Annotated in this window: 14 protein-coding genes; all 14 read right to left on the bottom strand. The window is 37.0% G+C overall.

The genetic code is table 11. The features are described 5' to 3' along the window. Positions 1-14: 14 nt before the first annotated feature. Entirely contained in the window at positions 15-734 is a 720-nt protein-coding gene (locus JXQ92_RS18790) for a DUF3987 domain-containing protein (protein WP_421988190.1), read from the bottom strand. After that, positions 731-1,036 carry a helix-turn-helix domain-containing protein gene (locus JXQ92_RS18785; RefSeq protein ID WP_421988189.1) on the bottom strand — a complete coding sequence of 102 codons (306 nt, stop codon included), beginning with the start codon at positions 1,034-1,036 and terminating at the stop codon, positions 731-733. Before JXQ92_RS18785 ends, JXQ92_RS18790 begins: the two co-directional genes overlap by 4 nt. Before the next feature lie 130 nt (positions 1,037-1,166). Next, positions 1,167-2,141 (bottom strand): hypothetical protein, encoded by a 975-nt coding sequence (locus JXQ92_RS18780; protein ID WP_421988188.1) that lies wholly within the window; start codon positions 2,139-2,141, stop codon positions 1,167-1,169. A gap of 21 nt (positions 2,142-2,162) precedes the next feature. Further along, positions 2,163-3,428 (bottom strand): tyrosine-type recombinase/integrase, encoded by a 1,266-nt coding sequence (locus tag JXQ92_RS18775; protein WP_421988187.1) that lies wholly within the window; start codon positions 3,426-3,428, stop codon positions 2,163-2,165. Positions 3,429-3,698: 270 nt separating this feature from the next. Then, positions 3,699-4,217, bottom strand: coding sequence for a hypothetical protein (locus JXQ92_RS18770; RefSeq protein ID WP_421988186.1), 519 nt, complete (start codon positions 4,215-4,217; stop codon positions 3,699-3,701). A 991-nt stretch (positions 4,218-5,208) separates the two neighbouring features. Beyond that, positions 5,209-6,468: an McrC family protein gene (locus JXQ92_RS18765; RefSeq protein WP_421988185.1), complete on the bottom strand. Its 1,260-nt coding sequence runs from the start codon at positions 6,466-6,468 to the stop codon at positions 5,209-5,211. Continuing rightward, on the bottom strand, positions 6,468-8,942 hold the full coding sequence (locus JXQ92_RS18760) for an AAA family ATPase (protein ID WP_421988184.1): 2,475 nt from the start codon (positions 8,940-8,942) through the stop codon (positions 6,468-6,470). Before JXQ92_RS18760 ends, JXQ92_RS18765 begins: the two co-directional genes overlap by 1 nt. A gap of 5 nt (positions 8,943-8,947) precedes the next feature. After that, positions 8,948-9,226 carry a hypothetical protein gene (locus JXQ92_RS18755; protein ID WP_421988183.1) on the bottom strand — a complete coding sequence of 93 codons (279 nt, stop codon included), beginning with the start codon at positions 9,224-9,226 and terminating at the stop codon, positions 8,948-8,950. Between the two features lie 5 nt (positions 9,227-9,231). Then, positions 9,232-10,476: a GIY-YIG nuclease family protein gene (locus JXQ92_RS18750; RefSeq protein WP_421988182.1), complete on the bottom strand. Its 1,245-nt coding sequence runs from the start codon at positions 10,474-10,476 to the stop codon at positions 9,232-9,234. After that, positions 10,469-12,400: a DEAD/DEAH box helicase gene (locus tag JXQ92_RS18745; RefSeq protein ID WP_421988181.1), complete on the bottom strand. Its 1,932-nt coding sequence runs from the start codon at positions 12,398-12,400 to the stop codon at positions 10,469-10,471. Before JXQ92_RS18745 ends, JXQ92_RS18750 begins: the two co-directional genes overlap by 8 nt. Next, positions 12,393-15,086 carry a class I SAM-dependent DNA methyltransferase gene (locus tag JXQ92_RS18740; RefSeq protein WP_421988180.1) on the bottom strand — a complete coding sequence of 898 codons (2,694 nt, stop codon included), beginning with the start codon at positions 15,084-15,086 and terminating at the stop codon, positions 12,393-12,395. The genes JXQ92_RS18745 and JXQ92_RS18740 overlap by 8 nt, the downstream gene beginning before the upstream one ends. 7 nt (positions 15,087-15,093) lie before the next feature. Further along, positions 15,094-15,711, bottom strand: coding sequence for a hypothetical protein (locus JXQ92_RS18735; protein WP_421988179.1), 618 nt, complete (start codon positions 15,709-15,711; stop codon positions 15,094-15,096). A gap of 139 nt (positions 15,712-15,850) precedes the next feature. Continuing rightward, entirely contained in the window at positions 15,851-16,315 is a 465-nt protein-coding gene (locus JXQ92_RS18730; protein WP_421988178.1) for a JAB domain-containing protein, read from the bottom strand. 530 nt (positions 16,316-16,845) lie between these two features. After that, the coding region (locus tag JXQ92_RS18725) for a hypothetical protein (RefSeq protein ID WP_421988177.1) at positions 16,846-17,323 on the bottom strand (478 nt) is incomplete at its 5' end.

The following is a 17,323-nucleotide window of genomic DNA, read 5'->3' as shown; positions in this document are numbered from 1 at the left end:
GTAAAACAACGAACTTATGATGTCATGTATTTGAACATCTCAAGTAACGAAAGTTGAATTTTATTTAAAGATGATTCATCGAACGGGGACTTTGACAGTATACTATTATCCCAACCTGGATTTAATTTTAGCTGATAGAACATAAAACGGCTAAACAATCCATCCTCTCCATTTTTGAACAGTCGAGGCACCTGCTCAGGCGTACCACTAATCAGTATAGAAAGTTTTGGATTATCAATACCAATGAATTCCTTTTCTCCTTTTCTATATGAGCTAACATTCTCATGATGAAACGCTTTACGCAACAATTCGCTATAATTCCCATGTTCTTTTGCGAAAGAATCAGAGATACAGTCAGATTCTGTCTCAATGATTAGACCATTCCCACCGTATGCATTAAGAAGCTGCATAAACCCAGGGTACGTAATATTTCCGGGGATTAAGAGGCCAGAATCCTTATCCTTTAAATATTTATCAACCAAAGAAACAATTTTGGAACATTTAATCAGCTTACCTTTCCCAGTAGCGGCATTCCCAATAAAAAAAGAATAAAGGTTGGGATAAATCTCTTCACCTCCATAGCTACCCGTGTAATTAGGAAGAACAGAACTCAACGAAACTAAGGAACCCAAAAGCATTATATTTTTCGCTTCCTCATCAGAATATTGAGAAGTAATTATTTGCAACAAACTAGGTAGTTCACTTTCGCACTTCGAAATATCAAAATCACTCATGCTACATTCTTTTTAGAAGTTGAGAGATTCAGTTCATCAAGCCTACCTAAAAGCAGCGACTTCTTGAAATATACTCTGTTGCCCATCTTTTGGGCAACTAGAATTTCTTTCTTAGTCCAATCAGAAATTGTTTGTAGTGATACATTAAAAAGCTGAGCAGTCTGTTTTCTAGTAAGCAATTCTTCTGCAGGATGTTCCGTTTTTTCCTCATGAATAATTGATCTGATCTTATCAGAAATAGAATCAACCATCTTAGAAGTAAGATCCTCTATTGAGGCATTGATTAATATGCTTTGTTGCATCATAAGTTTTTTTTAATTAAACAATTATTACAATGCAAAACTGTGTACAATAGGAATCGAAAATTGTATCTTTTTTATACCCATTTCATCCTAAAATATACTTATTCAGCCGGAATTATCTCTTACTTCATTAATTCATATTATTTTCTAATTTGGAAATGATCTTTTGCAAGTTTGAACTAACAGAATCCTGTGACTTTAACTCATTCTCTTCTTCATATTCTTTCAAAAAAGAACGAACAATTTCACTTGCTTTCATTTTCTTGCTCTTACTGAGAACATTTAAATCTCTAAACTGTGTATCATTTGAGCTAAGCCCCAAATTCAACTTGCAAGAAGAAATAAAATCTATTTGATTACACGATAACAAATCAGGTTCGACAACAGGATAAATAAAAATTGAACCCACAAGAGAAACAGATATAGAATTTACATCCAACCTTTTAAATATCAGCTTAGCTAAACGATAGTACTCTATTCTTGAAAAATTAATAATGAAAGGATCTTTTAATGATTCATTATATTCCTGTACAAGAAATTTGATTTTCTTTTTAGTTTCTAAATGAATGACAGAACACAAATCAGCCCTAATCAAATCACCAATATCAATTGATTTACCTATCGATCCTTTATGATCATGTAATCCATCAACTTCTGAATAAAGCAAGAATGGTTTGAAATTTAAATCGTCTAAATCACGTTCCAAATCGGATATAAACGATTTGAAATTACCTATTTCAGATTGACTAAAACAGTAAGCATAAAACGCAATTTCTCTTTTAATGAAATCTGATCTACAAATTTCTGGTATTTTTTCACTAAAATTTAACCAGGTACTTTCAAACGAGTCCATGTAAAAACTAAACTTAGAGAATTGCCATAATTCGCCGTAATTCAACATCTCATCCAATTTGTCATTTAGCAATTCAATTACATATTCAGTTGAAAAAAACGGACTACCGTTGGAGTATGATGTACCATAATAATGGAATTCTTCAAACACCAAATTGGCAGGAGGATTTTTACCAAGGTTTGGATAATTCATATGAATGCACGTAGCTATCTTATATAACTCAATGTTGTTTTGATTGACAGGAAATCTCATAACCATGTAATATAAAACTTGCTACTTATTGGCCCAATATTCAGCCAAGGACTTAGCACTATCAGAATAGGTTTTACCAATGTAATCTAAAAATTGACTTTCAGATTTATGCCCAGTTAATTCCATTATTTTAACAGTTGGAAATTCTCCAAAATGAATGGTCGCAAATGTTCTCCGACAAATATGAGAAGTTACCAATTCCCACTTTTCAAAAACACCATTTTCTTTCCGTTTTGTCACTTTATTAAGTCTAGCACCCTTTACCTTTTGAAGTAAACCAGCTTTTTTAGCAACGATTTTAATGTAATCATTAAACTTCTGAGACGATATTTTTCTAGGAAACTCAAAATCACGTTTGTTCAAAATGTTTTCTATCATTCCATGAATTGGCAATTCAACTTGCTGATTTGTTTTTTTATGAGTCACGTGAATTAAATTATCAATGATATTAGCAGAAGTTAATTCCAATAAATCAGATACTCTTAAAGCTGTCCAAATTCCAATTATCAACCAATCACGGGCATTATCTAACATACTATCTCTTTCAAGAGATAAGTCATACAATAAATTAATCTCATCATCATTAAACACAATAAAATCAACCTTTTCAGTAAAACCCTTTATGTCATTTAATTGATGATGTGTAGATAATCCATTTGACCTAGCAAAAGTGCAAAATGACTTAAACACCTTTAGATACCTGCCAACTGAATTCAAACATAATTTGTCAACATCAATCAGATAATTCGTGAATTCACCTGCGCAAGCCATATCAACCTCATGAACATGTATTTTCTTTTTTCTGAAAATTTCAAATTCCTTTACTTTTTTAGCAACGGTACGGTATTTTCTAATAGTAGATTGACTGGCCCCAATTTTTCCTTTATAAATTTTCGATGGCAAACTATCTATACATTTTGCGGCTTGATGAGAGATTAAAGTTTCACATTCAATTGAATAAGTTTTTTTGAAACAAACAGAAATTTGTCTTTCAAGCCAATCGGAATCGATTCTTACACCATCAGCCAAATCTTTGTTATGAGCATTAATTATGAATCCGTGAAGCTTATTCAAAGAATTATTCAAATTAATACGATCAAGAAAACTGATAACATTTTTAGGTTCGCCTTTATTATTATTCCAGAATCTCAATGGAACAGTAAGACCTGTAGATTTGGATAAATCAACTTTTGCCCCGTGAGTAAAGCGCATATATATAGTTAAAGGAAGGTCTTTATTCTTTTTACTTGATACCGTAGGTCTTGTAAAGAATTTTATTTTAGCCATGAGATAAAGCTACTTACCTTTCCCGATATTTTCCCGACTATTTTCAGATTCAATTAAATTCGACCAATTTTATACATACCATAAAAAACAATTTAGCACTACAAATTAGCTGTTTTTAGTATAAGCAGGCAAGAATAGAGAAAAATAAATAAAGTAGGTTCGATTCCCTCCGACTCCACAACTAAAATCCTTAATTATCTACTATTCAGATAATTAAGGATTTTTTGTTTATTAAATCCCGATATATTCCCAATAAATATTAGTGAATGCTTAAAACCAGTCTTCCTCAATCGGTTCACCACCAAACATAACAGACAAGTAAATAAAAGCCAATCTAAGACGCTTCGCGACTTCAAAACTATTACTACTAAGTACAACCATAGGTACTACCTCAGATTCCTTATCCCACCCTTCATATGATTTCACATATTCAGTTGAAATGAATGAATCATTATTGAACGTGAACCTCAGAGTAATATACCCCTGCTCCTCTTTGATCAAAATTCGTCGAATACCTTTAAGGTCAAAAAAATTACGACGACAAAGATTAAAAGAATTTGAACACCTTTCAAGAATAATCAGGCTCTCAGGAACATTGGGAAGAACAGGCATAAATTCAAGAAGAAAATCATCGGTAAATGAATCTCCAAACCCCATTTCATAAGAATAATCTTCTGGTTGGTAATTAACAATTAAATCTTCGATGTAACTTTTCACTTCCACTACACTCTGAGAAAAAACGTTGAAAGAACTAGCAGTCAATGCTGCGATAACGAATACTTTTTTCATAATTTATTAGATTTTTAATTCATCATGAGTGTCGAGTTTATCTACTTGAGATCACTCATCATACATAAAGGCTTTTGGTTTTTAATGCGAGCCAACAAAGCGAAGGAACGGATGTGGATGAGCGCGCGAGCACGATGTTCGGTGAGAGACAAAGAGTACGATAGTACGTTGTCGACCTATGTTAAAAATAGGGTGGAATGAGAAAGGGTTTTTAACACGAGGGCTGGCGTGCATTTTTGATTAGTGCGTTGGTAATTATTAACGTTGGCAAGAGGGAAGGAATAATTTGGGAAGTTCAAAAATCATGACAGCCCGAAGCCGGAGAGCGTCTGCGAGGCTCGCACAAAATGGGAAGCCGTTGGATGCGTTGTGGCTGAGAGAAGTACAACGTATTGAAGCGACAAAAGCATACAAAGAAGGCTTTCGTGAGGAATGACAGAGGAGCGCAAGAACCATGACAAACTCGAAGCGCAGCGGAGACCCAGAGGGGATCAATCTCTTTTTTCACCAAAAAATAAAACTACAAAAAAGGGATTGATCGTTTGGCATGGTTCTTTGCCGACGACAGAGTGACGAACTCCATATTACCTAGCAAAGGTATCGGAAACAACTACAGCTTATCTAGCGACCCTTTGGGAGTTTACCACTGTAATGAAATAATAGTCTCCTTTTTGCTGTTGAAAAACCATTTTAGGACTAAAGCATAATACAAGATTTATGAGCACTCCCATTTTGTGTCTGGGATCACTGTAACAATAAACAAGTTGTTCTCAAGCTGTGTGTTTCCTACAAGGGTAGATGAAATTATTACGATTTGAAGATTCGAGTGTGGTTTTGATGGCAAGAATATATTTAGCTGGATTGGTTTGTTTTTTTTGGCACTAATGCTTCATATTAATTTTTTGTTTGAATTGAAATTGTCAGCTCTTTTATATCTGCCTGAGTAATCATAGAAGTAATTGAGTTAAGGTTAATTCAATTTTAAAGACTTCTAGTTTACTTCACACCATTTCAACACGCACGAACTCAAATTCAGCTGCCATTCTGCTATCAATGGTTCAACTACAAGGCTGATAATACTACATTCGTCTTGTCCAAGCTCTTCTTTTCCTTCTTTAAAATATTTACCTGAACTAACGTTATTCGAATCTCCTGGGTATATCAACGCCACTCTTTTAGCCTGGTAGTATTTTGAATAGACATAGAGCTGTCTTAAGTCTTCAGGGGAAGGGTTGTACCCATTCAAATTTTTCCATTTGGTGTCTAAAACGATACAATCTTCTTTGTTCTTATTCAACACAATATCAGGTTTCATTCGGGATTTATTCCCAGACTCTGGCATCCAAAAATTCTTGATGTTTTGAGCAGTGATAGAGGTTTGGTTGGGTTTGTGTTTTCGTAGGCTCACATAGACAAATTGCTCCCAGAGTAGATTCATATCAAACATCAAGGCAAGTACATCAACTCTGCCTTTGCTCACATCTGGGTGATAGTTGAGCAATAATAATTTTGCAATATCTAGTGCGCTTCTGTAATCTGCAGTTTTTCTATCAAGCTTTATCTTTTCAAATGTAGCTTCTCGAACATTGATGTCTTTCATCTCTGGAAAATTGAGAAGGAGAGCGCCAATGCGACTTCTGAGTGCTTGATTCGTGTTGATTCGAATCAATAGCTGCAAAGCTTTGTAAAGTACTTCATGAATCAGATGATCTCTGTCATAGATCGTATGACGTACATAAAAGCGCTCTTTATGGACTAGGTTCCTCTGAATGTGTTTGGCAAAGAGGATGCTACCTTTGAGTGCAGTGGTATTACCTTCTGTTTTTCGATACTTTTTAACTAGGCCACTATGAATAAGAAACTCCAATTCATTTATGTACAGCTCAAAATAGAGTTCCAGTATAGAGTTTGATTTCAGACGGAGTAGGCTTGAGCTAGGAGCATGGATATTAAAAACCCCAACGGCACGCAACATACCAATGAGTACATTTCTCCAGCTTTCGTCGGTGCCTGATTTATCAGCCTTAGGTAAAACTTCTATTGTCAGACTTCCAACACGAATGACGCCAACAAATTCATTGAACCTGACCCCGTGATGGATTAGAGAATAATACGACACACCCTTTTCACCATAAAAAAGCTGTAAGGAATCTAGTTGAGATTTAGTTAATCGCTTATCCCCCCTGTCTATTCTTAGCGTTTCGTGCTCAAATACTGTGATATGGTTTCTGCTCTCAAACAAAGTCAGCATTAAGCTAGAAGAAGGTTCATAGCAGTAGTAAACTCTTCGTCCTCCATCAATTGTACATCTCTTAAATGATAGACAGGCCTTTCTGTTAAGTCATTCACATCATAGTCTCTGAACTTCGCAAACACATCATTTATATTTTCATCCAAAGGCTCAAAGAATCCTTCGCCTAGAACGAGTCCTATTTTACCATAGTCCCCAAAGAAATACTCTTGCAACAACGGGATGATTTTGTTTTGAAAAGCGTCCTTCAGGCCATCTAACGATCCAACTGAAAGGAAATAACTATGTCCAATCATATGGTTCTTGTCGATCAGTTTTTCAATTCGTATATTAATTGTTTGTAACAATAGCGAGAGGTCGAATCCATCAAATTCAACTATTCCATTAAAGACATTTCTTATAAATCCTTCAGACCAAGGAAGATCTTCTAGAGATCTGTAAGCTTTCTTATCTTGAATAGTACCTCCAAGTAAATTCAATAAATCTGTTTCATGTTTTAACCAAATGGGATCATCCCATTTATAGTTCCAGTCCTTTAACCATAAAGACCATAAAAGTCTATTCGGTTTTAACAAATCGCAGTTTGGAGCCATCTCAGTGAAACTAAACCTACGTCTAAGTGCTGTATCTAAGGCTTCCACACTTCTGTCTGCCGTATTCATTGTCCCAATTATATAAACGTTGTTAGGCACACTAAACTTGGATTTACTGTAAGGAAGAACTAATTCAAGTTCTTCCATATTACCCTTTCTTTTGTCTTCTTCTAATAGGGTAATTAATTCACCAAAAATAGATGACACATTTCCCCTGTTGATTTCATCAATAATGAGCACATGAGGTTTTGGAACTGTATCTCCACTCGCGGTCAATTCTTCGAATGCATCAAATTTTATATCTTTTGAATAAAATTCATAAATCGTCTGTTGAGAGATATTTTTTTTAAAAAATCTCTCAGGAGCAGTATTTAAATCCTTAGCAATCCATTTGACAGACCTTAAATGATGAAAACCAAATTCATTAAAATCATCATATTCATAAGGCCCATCAATAATTCCGATCGCATCAATTATATGATTGCCTAAAGATGCTACAACAATTGATCCTTCCTTCATTTTCATAAAGGATCTGGTCGCCTGAATGTTAAATTTTGATTCCTCAACTATGCTAGGGTATTTGGCTATGAACTTATCTCGATGTTCTTCCCAAGACTTACAATTTTCGAATTCAGAAAGATCTTTTTCGCCGCCCCAACCAAGTGCGACTTTATTATTTTCTATACACCAAGAATGGATATGAGAACTATTTTTTCCTCCTAGTGACATTTTGAAAAAAATTCGATCATTCCAATTCACATCTGCCTCAGAGGCTTTCAATGTTTTTGCCTTTGCACATATAGATTTAAATATTCCATCTTCAATACAATATGTAACTTGCCCTTCATTCTCATCTGGCTTGATACCTTCTACAAAATCTTCGTAACTCATGCTTTGGTGGAAGGTAGTAAATACTATCTGACCTTTAGCTTGATAGTCTTTGTAACGGTTCAATACGTCTGCTCTTGGTTCAGATTCTAGAAGTTTAATATTTACTCCTTCAATAATGCTTAAGGCATGGTTGATTGAATGGTATGTTTTTCCAGTGCCGGGTGGGCCATACAAAATAGAATTTAAGCCATTTTTAACAGTTGAATTTGGATTTGTCACTTTGATTAATTGCCTTATAAAAGTCATAAAAGCACTGCTGCCAGAAAATCTTTTTTTATCAATAATATTCAATAATTTATCGACTTCTTCAATCTCACAATTTTCAATACTCTTAATTGAGATCCGATGACTATTTGAAAGCTCTAAAAGGTAGTCTCTTGAATTAATAGCATAGTTCGATTGACTACTAGAATTCGCGGTAAGCCAATCGGTTTTCATCCAATTTTCAAAATCAGAAATAATTCTTGTTAAAGGCGCTTTATTAATTAAGAAATCATCTATAAAATCGATCTTTTTTTTGAACTCTGGTAAGATCAAATCCACCAAAGATTGCCAGTTTGAAGGAAAAGATTTATCAATTGGTATTTCCCAGTATGTTTCACTTTGAAATTCTTCCCTATAATCATTATAGGGATTATTGGGGTCAGAAAAATTAACATCAACATCTAGTCCAAAATGCGGTTTACTATTAAACCCATGAAAACTAATTTTGAGAAACACATCTTTATTAGATGATAAATTGAAAGGAACAAAACCCGCGAGTATATAATTTTTTAATACAAAGCCTTTGCCCTGGCCAGCCATTTGATTTGGCTTTTCATTATAATTATTTTTAAGTTTTACATTAAGTTTTTTACCAAGAGTATGCCCAAGGAATTGTAGTTTTTCCCTTGTATCATAATAGAAACTAGCCCCTACACTAGTTTCGTCATATTTTTCTCCAATTTCTGATGTGTATTGGCTTATTTGGTTTAGGTTAAAATATTCCATAGCTATTACAAATTAATTTGCTTCAAATCTGCTATTGCTATGGGATGACCAGAGCTGCTTTTTATTTGTCCATCAATAAACATTTTTACGTACACTGGTTGATCGAGCTCATGAACTAAAAATGCTTCTTGAAAAATTGATAATACATATTCATCATTTGTAATTAGCATTGGCCCACTTTCCGTTTGAGCGACTGCAAAAATGTGCTCGTCTGGGTTAAATTTTTGCTTAAAGAATATATCTACTTCTTCTTGAGTTGTATTATGAATCAGGTACTTATTCATCTTTCTTACGGTTTAATTGATTTAATATTTTCACTTTCCCCATCATACCGATAACCCACAATCTCACCAGACACAATCATCTCAATGGCTTTTTCAATGATAGGCAGTGGGGCTATAAACCATTCCTGCGGACGGTGTCGCTTGCCTTTTGCATCAGTAATTTCAGTATCCAGGCATGAAGACCCAAAGAAGTTGTGAAGTAGCTGTTCGAGCTTCTGAGGGTTCATATTGTAGCACTGCCAAGCGCCCATGACTCTCACTGGCGCCATAAGGTAGGTAGGTTCTTTTTCTGCGTTCTTAATGCGATCTTCTACGGAAGTTTTAGAGTAGCCAATTTTGAAAAGGTTCTTGATGGATGTGATTTTAGGGTCTTCGCTCAGTGATTCCAGAACGTAGATAAAACCCGCTTCCTTGTCATCAGCTGTTATCCCTGACAGCTGAGCCGTTATCTCTTCACTTACTTCATCTGTGTTTCTGGTAACTGCTTTTCCATTGTCATAGAGAATCTTCTCTACAGAACGCTTCAGCATGTTGGACTCAGTCCCATTTTCAAATATGCACCTGGTTCGCCCATCTTCTCTCACTCGTGTACCATCTTCTCTATAGTGCTCCTTTTTTGTGATTTTTATTGACTCCAGATAAAATAGGATGCCGTTGTGTACATAATAATTATCGGGTCGGAGATTTCCTTCTTTATACTCAATCAGTTTTCTCTTTCCTTTTGAGAGATCTATCTGAACCTGTTTTAACTTCTCCTCATATTGATCAAAATCCTTACAAGGTTTTCTCTTAGCGACAAAATCAGTGGCTGCACGGTCCAAGTCCTTGGGTGTATGCTTAAACTCAAAAAGTCCTTCAGCATCATCACCTAACAAACCCAATGAATCGTCACTAAATATGTCGTCAATAGAGTTGATTTCCTTAGGTTTATTCTTCTTATACTCTGCTGCAGGTTCATTGACTACATCCAAGCTTGGCAGAATATCATGAGCATCCTGATCTTTCAGCATGGCTACTTTTTCATCATCTTCACGCAAACTTTTCAAACGGTAGTACAGCTGTGTTTCAGCAACATTGGAAACATTGGGCTCAGGTTCTTTGCCATGCTCGGACACGAAATCATTGATTTCCTGAAACGCAGAGGAAAGCCTCTCATCAGCATTTCTAGCACTAGAGGCTTTAGGCTTGACGTTAAGAATACCCAAAGGATCATTATTGAATATATCTTCGAGAATTTTCTTCTTATCCATTGGCCATCTGCTTTCGTTTCTCTTCTTTCAGATAGATAATACATTCAGCCATTCTACGCTCTAATGGATCATTTGCATTTAGGTTAGGTTCTTTACCAAATGTCTTTTTGAACTCAATGATTTTCGGCCATAGGATTTTGGCCTCTTCAAAATCCATCTTGATGCGTGTAGCCTCTATGGTTTCCTGAATAACCTTCAAGACTTGCTTGGTTACAGACTTGGACATCACTTCAAACGCTTTTTGGAAAGGGTTGACCTGATCGATTAAATCAATATGAATGTCATCCAATTCTACAAATTTGCCGGCCATTCGAATAAAGCGCTTATCTCCTTCTTCTTTGATCTCACCATTTTTAACCACAGAATCTACCACTACATGCTGCCTGATTTCTTCGATTTCTTCATCGGACAGGTCTGGGTATTTCACTCTAATGATCTTCGGGATCATTACCTGATTGATTACCTCTGGATCTACGTTACCAGGGATAGCTTTGACCATTTGATCATCTTGCAATATGGTCGCCTTTAGATCAATCAGATCAGTTTCTATAATATCTTTTACTCTGTTCGTGCTCGGTTCCTTCAGCCCTCTGATTTTGATCTCTCCAGGTTTGGCCTCATCGTCATCTGATAGTTTGGTTTTAAATTTCCAATTAGGAGCCATGACTTGCTCCATGAGCAATGATGCGGTAATGGCCTTTAACATATTGTTGACCGAATACTTCACCAAATCATCTTCGGCATCTGGCTGAGCGATCAGGTTCGTGAACTGTGCATGTGTTTTATTGTTGCTGTCTCTGGTGGCTCTACCAATGATCTGAACTATCTCAGTGAGTGAACCCCGATAACCCACAGTCAATGCATGCTCGCAATAGGGCCAATCAAAACCTTCCTTTGCCATCCCCAAAGCAATTATGATATCCATGTCATCAACAGATTTGATTGTACGCAAATAGCTCTGAATCTTGTCGCGTTCTTTCGGGTTGTCTTCTACCAAATCAGCTACCAACAATACTTTACCATCGGTATGGCGCTTGACATGAATGACACCTGTGCTGGAATCCTGTTTGATCACCTTTCCTATAGCATCCAAAATGAAGCCTACTTCATTATGCTTGTCTTTAGTGGATTCACCAGAGTTGACATTTGGGATATGAAGTATGGTCTTCTTATCAGTATCTAAGACATCCAATATCGCTGTAGTGTATCTCCCTTGATAGAAATGATAGCCTATACCCAAAGACTTGAGGTACTCATAACCATTCAACTGCTCATAATAGTTGTAGGTCACTTTGGTGAATTTAGCTTCTTCTTCGGCTGGCAATACAGGCACGCCATCTCCTCGAAAGTAAGAACCCGTCATGGCGATGATATGTGCAGACGACTTTTGCATAATGCCTCTTAGCTTATCACCCAAAATATTGTTTACATCGGCAGATACGTGATGAAATTCATCAATGGCTAGCAATACATCATTGAACTTAGCTTCTTCCAATCCTTCGCATGCAAATCGTAGAGTAGCATGTGTACAAATCAAGATAGATTCATCACTTTCCAAAAATTCATGAAATGCTTGGACCTTGCTCTGACTGCTGTCGCTACCTGGGGTACACAAGTTGAATTCATCTTTTGGGCTCCAATCAGCAAAGAAACCATAGGTTTTCAAATCTGTAGGCGCAAATGAACTTCCAATGGATCGCTCTGGCACGGCCACTATTACTTTCTTCAATCCTTGATTGACTAGCTTATCTAAACCTAAGAACATCAAGGCTCGAGACTTTCCAGAAGCCGGAGGAGCTTTCAGCAAAAGATACTGTGCATCTCTAGCTTCGAATGCTCTGGCTTGCATGTCACGCATACCATATTCATTGGTGGATTTACTGGCTCCGGTTTGACCGTATGTTACATCTACTATGTTAGGCATTGGCTTTCTTTTTTCTAGTTTTCTTCTCTTTGGCGAACAACGTCCCGGCATGCTTCTCCTCTTCAATCATCTTCTCATAGAGTCTAAGCAAGTGCTCAAGTCGATCATTGTCATTCTCGAAAGGTCTACTTCGGTAGCACCTATCAATTGCAAGATCATTCAGTCTATGAGCATTTTTTAATCCTACTGGCATCTTGTCTGGGTCGTACATATCAGCTAGAGTTTTTTCAGAGTGCTTTTCTCTTTCCTCCATAATACGAAATGCACTTTGCGTGATTTCCTCCTTACGCTGTTTTGATATAGCAGGAAATGGAAAGGTATTGTAAACCAAATCTTTTGCATAACGATAATCTGACTTGATTTTTCCTCCAATAACTTTTACCCAAACCATGTGAATAGCAGAGTTTAGTACTGCAAGCAACCACGGTTCAGGGTCATAAATTGCAAGAGCAGAATCTGCTATTATAGCATCAGAATTTAAATAACCCATCGGAATATAGTTTCTTCTTACAGATGAATGTCTGGGTAGTATTATTTGTGCATTAATAGCAACGTTTCTATCTCTAAATTGATGAGGTCTTTTGGCAAGTTCTTGAGTTCCTTTGTCTCGACTTTTTAGTCTATGCTCAACTGTTAAATTAATTCTATTTTTGATTTCTGGGTCAGTTAGAGCATCATCGTAGTCTTCATTTTCTATCCACAAGCAAAACCTTTCGGTACCTCTAATAAACTCGGAAGCCCCTATAAATTTTTTAACAATGCTTTTTCCAAAAGAGCCCTTTTCAACAATCCGATCAGCCTCTTCTTTTGTCAAAATCAACCCACCGCCATCATTGGGCATGTTCCCAAACGACATTTGATCTGAAAACGACAAAGGTTGGGATCTTCGATAAACAATGGTACCTGATCCATCTGATAAGTATGCATTAATTGATTTTACCTTTTTTTCCACACCTTCAAAGTACAATGACTTTAGGTTTGAATTAATGTTTTGCAATCCAACTATAGCAACAATAACCGCAGCTTTTGATTTTGCATTGTTTTGCCATTTGAATGATGTGTGTGCAAAACATATTTCAACATTTTTCTCAAATATCTGAGGCCAAAGTAAACTTACCTGCAACCCTTGGCAAATTGAATTGGTAGAGACAAAAGCAAACTTACTTTTGACACCCTCTATAAAAGATGCACCCTTATAGAACCATATAGCGATATAATCCAAGTCTCTATAATTCTTGAAAGCCCCTAAAACAATGTCCATATCCTCCTTTTGATCAGAGTTCTGCATCCTTGCACCCAAATATGGTGGATTTCCTAAAATATAAATTTCATCATCCTTCTTCTTAGGACAGACCTTTTCCCAATCCAAACGGCAAGCATTCCCTTGCGCTATTTGCCCTGCATCTCCGAGAGGTAGTGTAGCATTGGCTTGACCAAATGCTACAAAGGATTCTACATTCATTTGGTGCTCTGCTAGCCACAGGGCCAGCTGTGCAATCTCATGTGCAAAGTCGTCTACTTCAATGCCGTAAAACTGTGACAAATGAATACCTGACAAAGGCATCTCTTTGGTCTCTTTGAAGATTTTCATCTCCAGTCTCCTCAGCTCTTTGTATGCGATGATTAGAAAGTTTCCCGAACCACAGGCAGGGTCGAAGATTTTGATTTTGTGCAGTCGTTGGAGCAGTAAGCTTAGCTTGGTTTTGGCGTCTTTGTCTTTTTTGGCTGCTTCGAATTCTTCGTACAACTCATTCAGAAACAAAGGCTCTATCACCTTCATGATGTTGGGTACAGAAGTATAGTGCTGCCCTAGACTACCTCGCTGGTCCACTGAGATAACGGCCTGAAACATCGATCCGAAGATGTCTGGGTTGATGTCACTCCAGTCCATCTCCCCACTGTCTATGATGGCTTGTCGCGACCGTCGGCTAAACTTAGGAATCACAAAGCGCTCTCTAAAGAGGGAACCATTCACAAAAGGAAAAGAAGCCAAGTGAGAGGGTAAATCTTTACGCTCTTTTTCAGGTGTATCAAGGACCTCAAATAGCTTGGTCAAATATTCATCCAGATCGCTCCCGTCCGTCTGCGTATGAGAGTCGATAGCATTAGTCACTTGGTTATCCGTGAAGATTCCCGTGTCTTCTGCAAAGAAACAGAATAGCAGCCTGGACAGAAATACATTGAGCCCATGCACGAATTCAGGGGACTCGTCAGGATTGTCCTTCTTGATGGCATCAAACAGCTTGGCCATCTTCTCTGCTGCTTTGACATCCGCCGGATTGTCACCTACATGGGTGGTTTTTTCCATACCGGCCCAAGGCAGGAAGAAATCGAAGTGCTTGGGTAGTTCTTTGAGTTCTATATCCAGTTTATCTTCAGTCTTGGTATCTATAGATACGAGGGTCGTGTAATCAGTAGCAATGATAAACCGCTGCTTGTGCTTGATGATCTTACGCATACCAGCGGCTACTTCATTCAGGTCTTCGCCATCCAGTTCTTTGAAGAATACCTTTTGCTTCCAGGACACTTCCCCAAAAGTCTGGGACATATTCAAGCTGCCTTTTTGCAGCCTAGTGATGGATGCCTTTGGTAGCCCATAAGCCAATAGCAGATCGTAGATGAAGCTTTCCTTTTTAAAGGACTTCATCAACTTCTGCAGGTTTTCATCTATTTGTGCTATGTTCATGCTACCACTAAAATTTTTGACAAGTCAAGCCGTAAATACCAATTTGTTTATCAGGGTATTCTCTATTATTATAGATATGTCTCAAAGATTTTGCTCCAATCCCTGATGTACCATTTCCACTACTCATCTTATCCTGAGCTCTCCATTTGTAATTTAAAGTGTAGTTCGATGTAGTGCTATTTTGAGCTAAGAAAACCCTGTATTCACCAATAGTCACAGCGATTACATCAACGCAATATTTATCTTTATAAACCCACGAAACACTCCCTCGAACTCTTGAATTGGCCTGATTAAATTGATCAATAGTTGGCGTTCCATTTCCACAATCACCAACAGCCGCTATAAACTCTTCCAAGGCTTCTACTTCTCTCTTGAGCTTCTTTAATTCACTAATTTCAGAAGAATCATATTCGTCGTCATCATCCAATGCTTCATCAATTTCATCAGCTAATTGATAAGCTCGGTTCTTTTGATTATCGCACTCATCTTTATCCATGATATTGTTTCTAAATGATGAGGCAATTCTGTTGAGGTCATAGCTAAAATCGCTAGGGCTTTGGCCTTGCAAAGAAATAATAAAAGTAAGGTTAAATAAAGTGGAAATGAGGTATTTAAAGGTGTTCATGGAAATTGCTTTATGTCATCAGCCAGACATGCAATCAGCGCATACCTAGGGTTAATTTAATGTTCCCTAAAATGCTGCATGAAATAAGCGATTATTAACGTGAATCACAAAGTAAATCTTATCAAATAAAAGAACACCTCTATAAGAGGCATTCATCCGCAAAGCTGAAATAGTCATTTTTAGTGATAATCAGATGATCCAAAATAGGGAGATCCATTAAGGCACCAACTTCTTTAACTTTCTTAGTAAGAGAGATATCCTGCTGACTTGGTTTAAGGTTTCCACTAGGATGATTATGAATCATAATCATGCAAGAAGCATTACACAATAGTGCATGCTGAAACATAATCTTGGGGTCAGCAGTTGTACTACTCAAGCCCCCTATTGAGATCATAGCGAAGCCCTGCACTCGGTTAGCTCTATTTAGATACAAACACATAAAAGCTTCTCTGGCTTCAATATCTACAGGGAAAACATTGCGAATGTAGTTATTCACATCTCTGGAGCTTTTCAGATCAAGAGCTTCGGCTTGGTTTAACATATTATAAGATGCTTGAACTTCAGCGACGAATTTTACACGAGGTTTGAATTCAGTATTAGTCATAAGAATTGATTTTAAATGAACGATTAAAACCAAAAAAGCGTGTGGTTGAAGAATCATACTACTATTACTACTACGCTGTTAATTGTGGGAAAATTAGGTGTGTAAAAGCGTAGGCATTTTTCCACTGTTCACAGCTTAATCTATTGTGGAACAATCAAAAATGAGTGAGAGTTGTGTAAAAATCGCAAATCCGAAGGCCGATTTACATAGTTGAGGGAAGCCAAAAAGCAGACGTACTATAAATGGAAGAGAGAGTGGAAAAGAATTGAGAGCAAAAACACAAAAAAAGAGTGCAATTGTATCACACTCTTTCTTCGTATTATCTAGTCTCATTTTCAAAACCAATTCTCGTAAACCCTCACAGAAGCACCCCGGGGGTGTTTTCCATCCTTGTTAAGGGCGGGGGGGTCTTATATAGTACATCGGTACGTATGGGGTGTTTACGAGAATTGCCCAACATAAGTAGCGTGAGTTGCGCGAGCTGCGTCTTTGCGTATTCGCGCAGCTCGCGCAACTCACGCAACATGTCGTCATGCTACTTTTCGATACTGATTATGTCCAATATGCAATAAGGTGCCTTCAACCACAAATCTCTTAATATATCTTTCAGCAGTTCTTTCATTAATCCCACATGACAGTGCAGCTTTATAAAACTCTGACCTGTCAAATAATACTCCGGACTTGGGAAGGTTTTCAAAGAAAACAGAAAGAATGGGTGGTAACTGTGAATTAGATTTAGGAAGAAAATTGAAAACATTTAAACTATTAAAAATCAGAGGATGACAAATTTTTAATGCCAAAGACATGTCACGATTGGAACATTGGATACGAGTAGGCCAAGTTCCTAATTCATAACATCTTAAAACAGAAAGAATCATTGCAATCCTAAAAGCAATCAATCCAAAACGACGAATACTAGAAATCAAATCAACAGAATAATTTGCCTCTATACACGAAGAAAAGTCATTGAAAAAAGCAGTGAACATTTCTTCTTCTTGAGGTAAAACA

This window comes from Roseivirga sp. (assembly GCF_049099775.1).
In the GTDB taxonomy this organism is placed as follows: Bacteria; Bacteroidota; Bacteroidia; order Cytophagales; family Cyclobacteriaceae; genus Roseivirga.
Note: the sequence above shows the minus strand (reverse complement) of the source record. Positions and strands in the feature narration are given on the sequence as shown.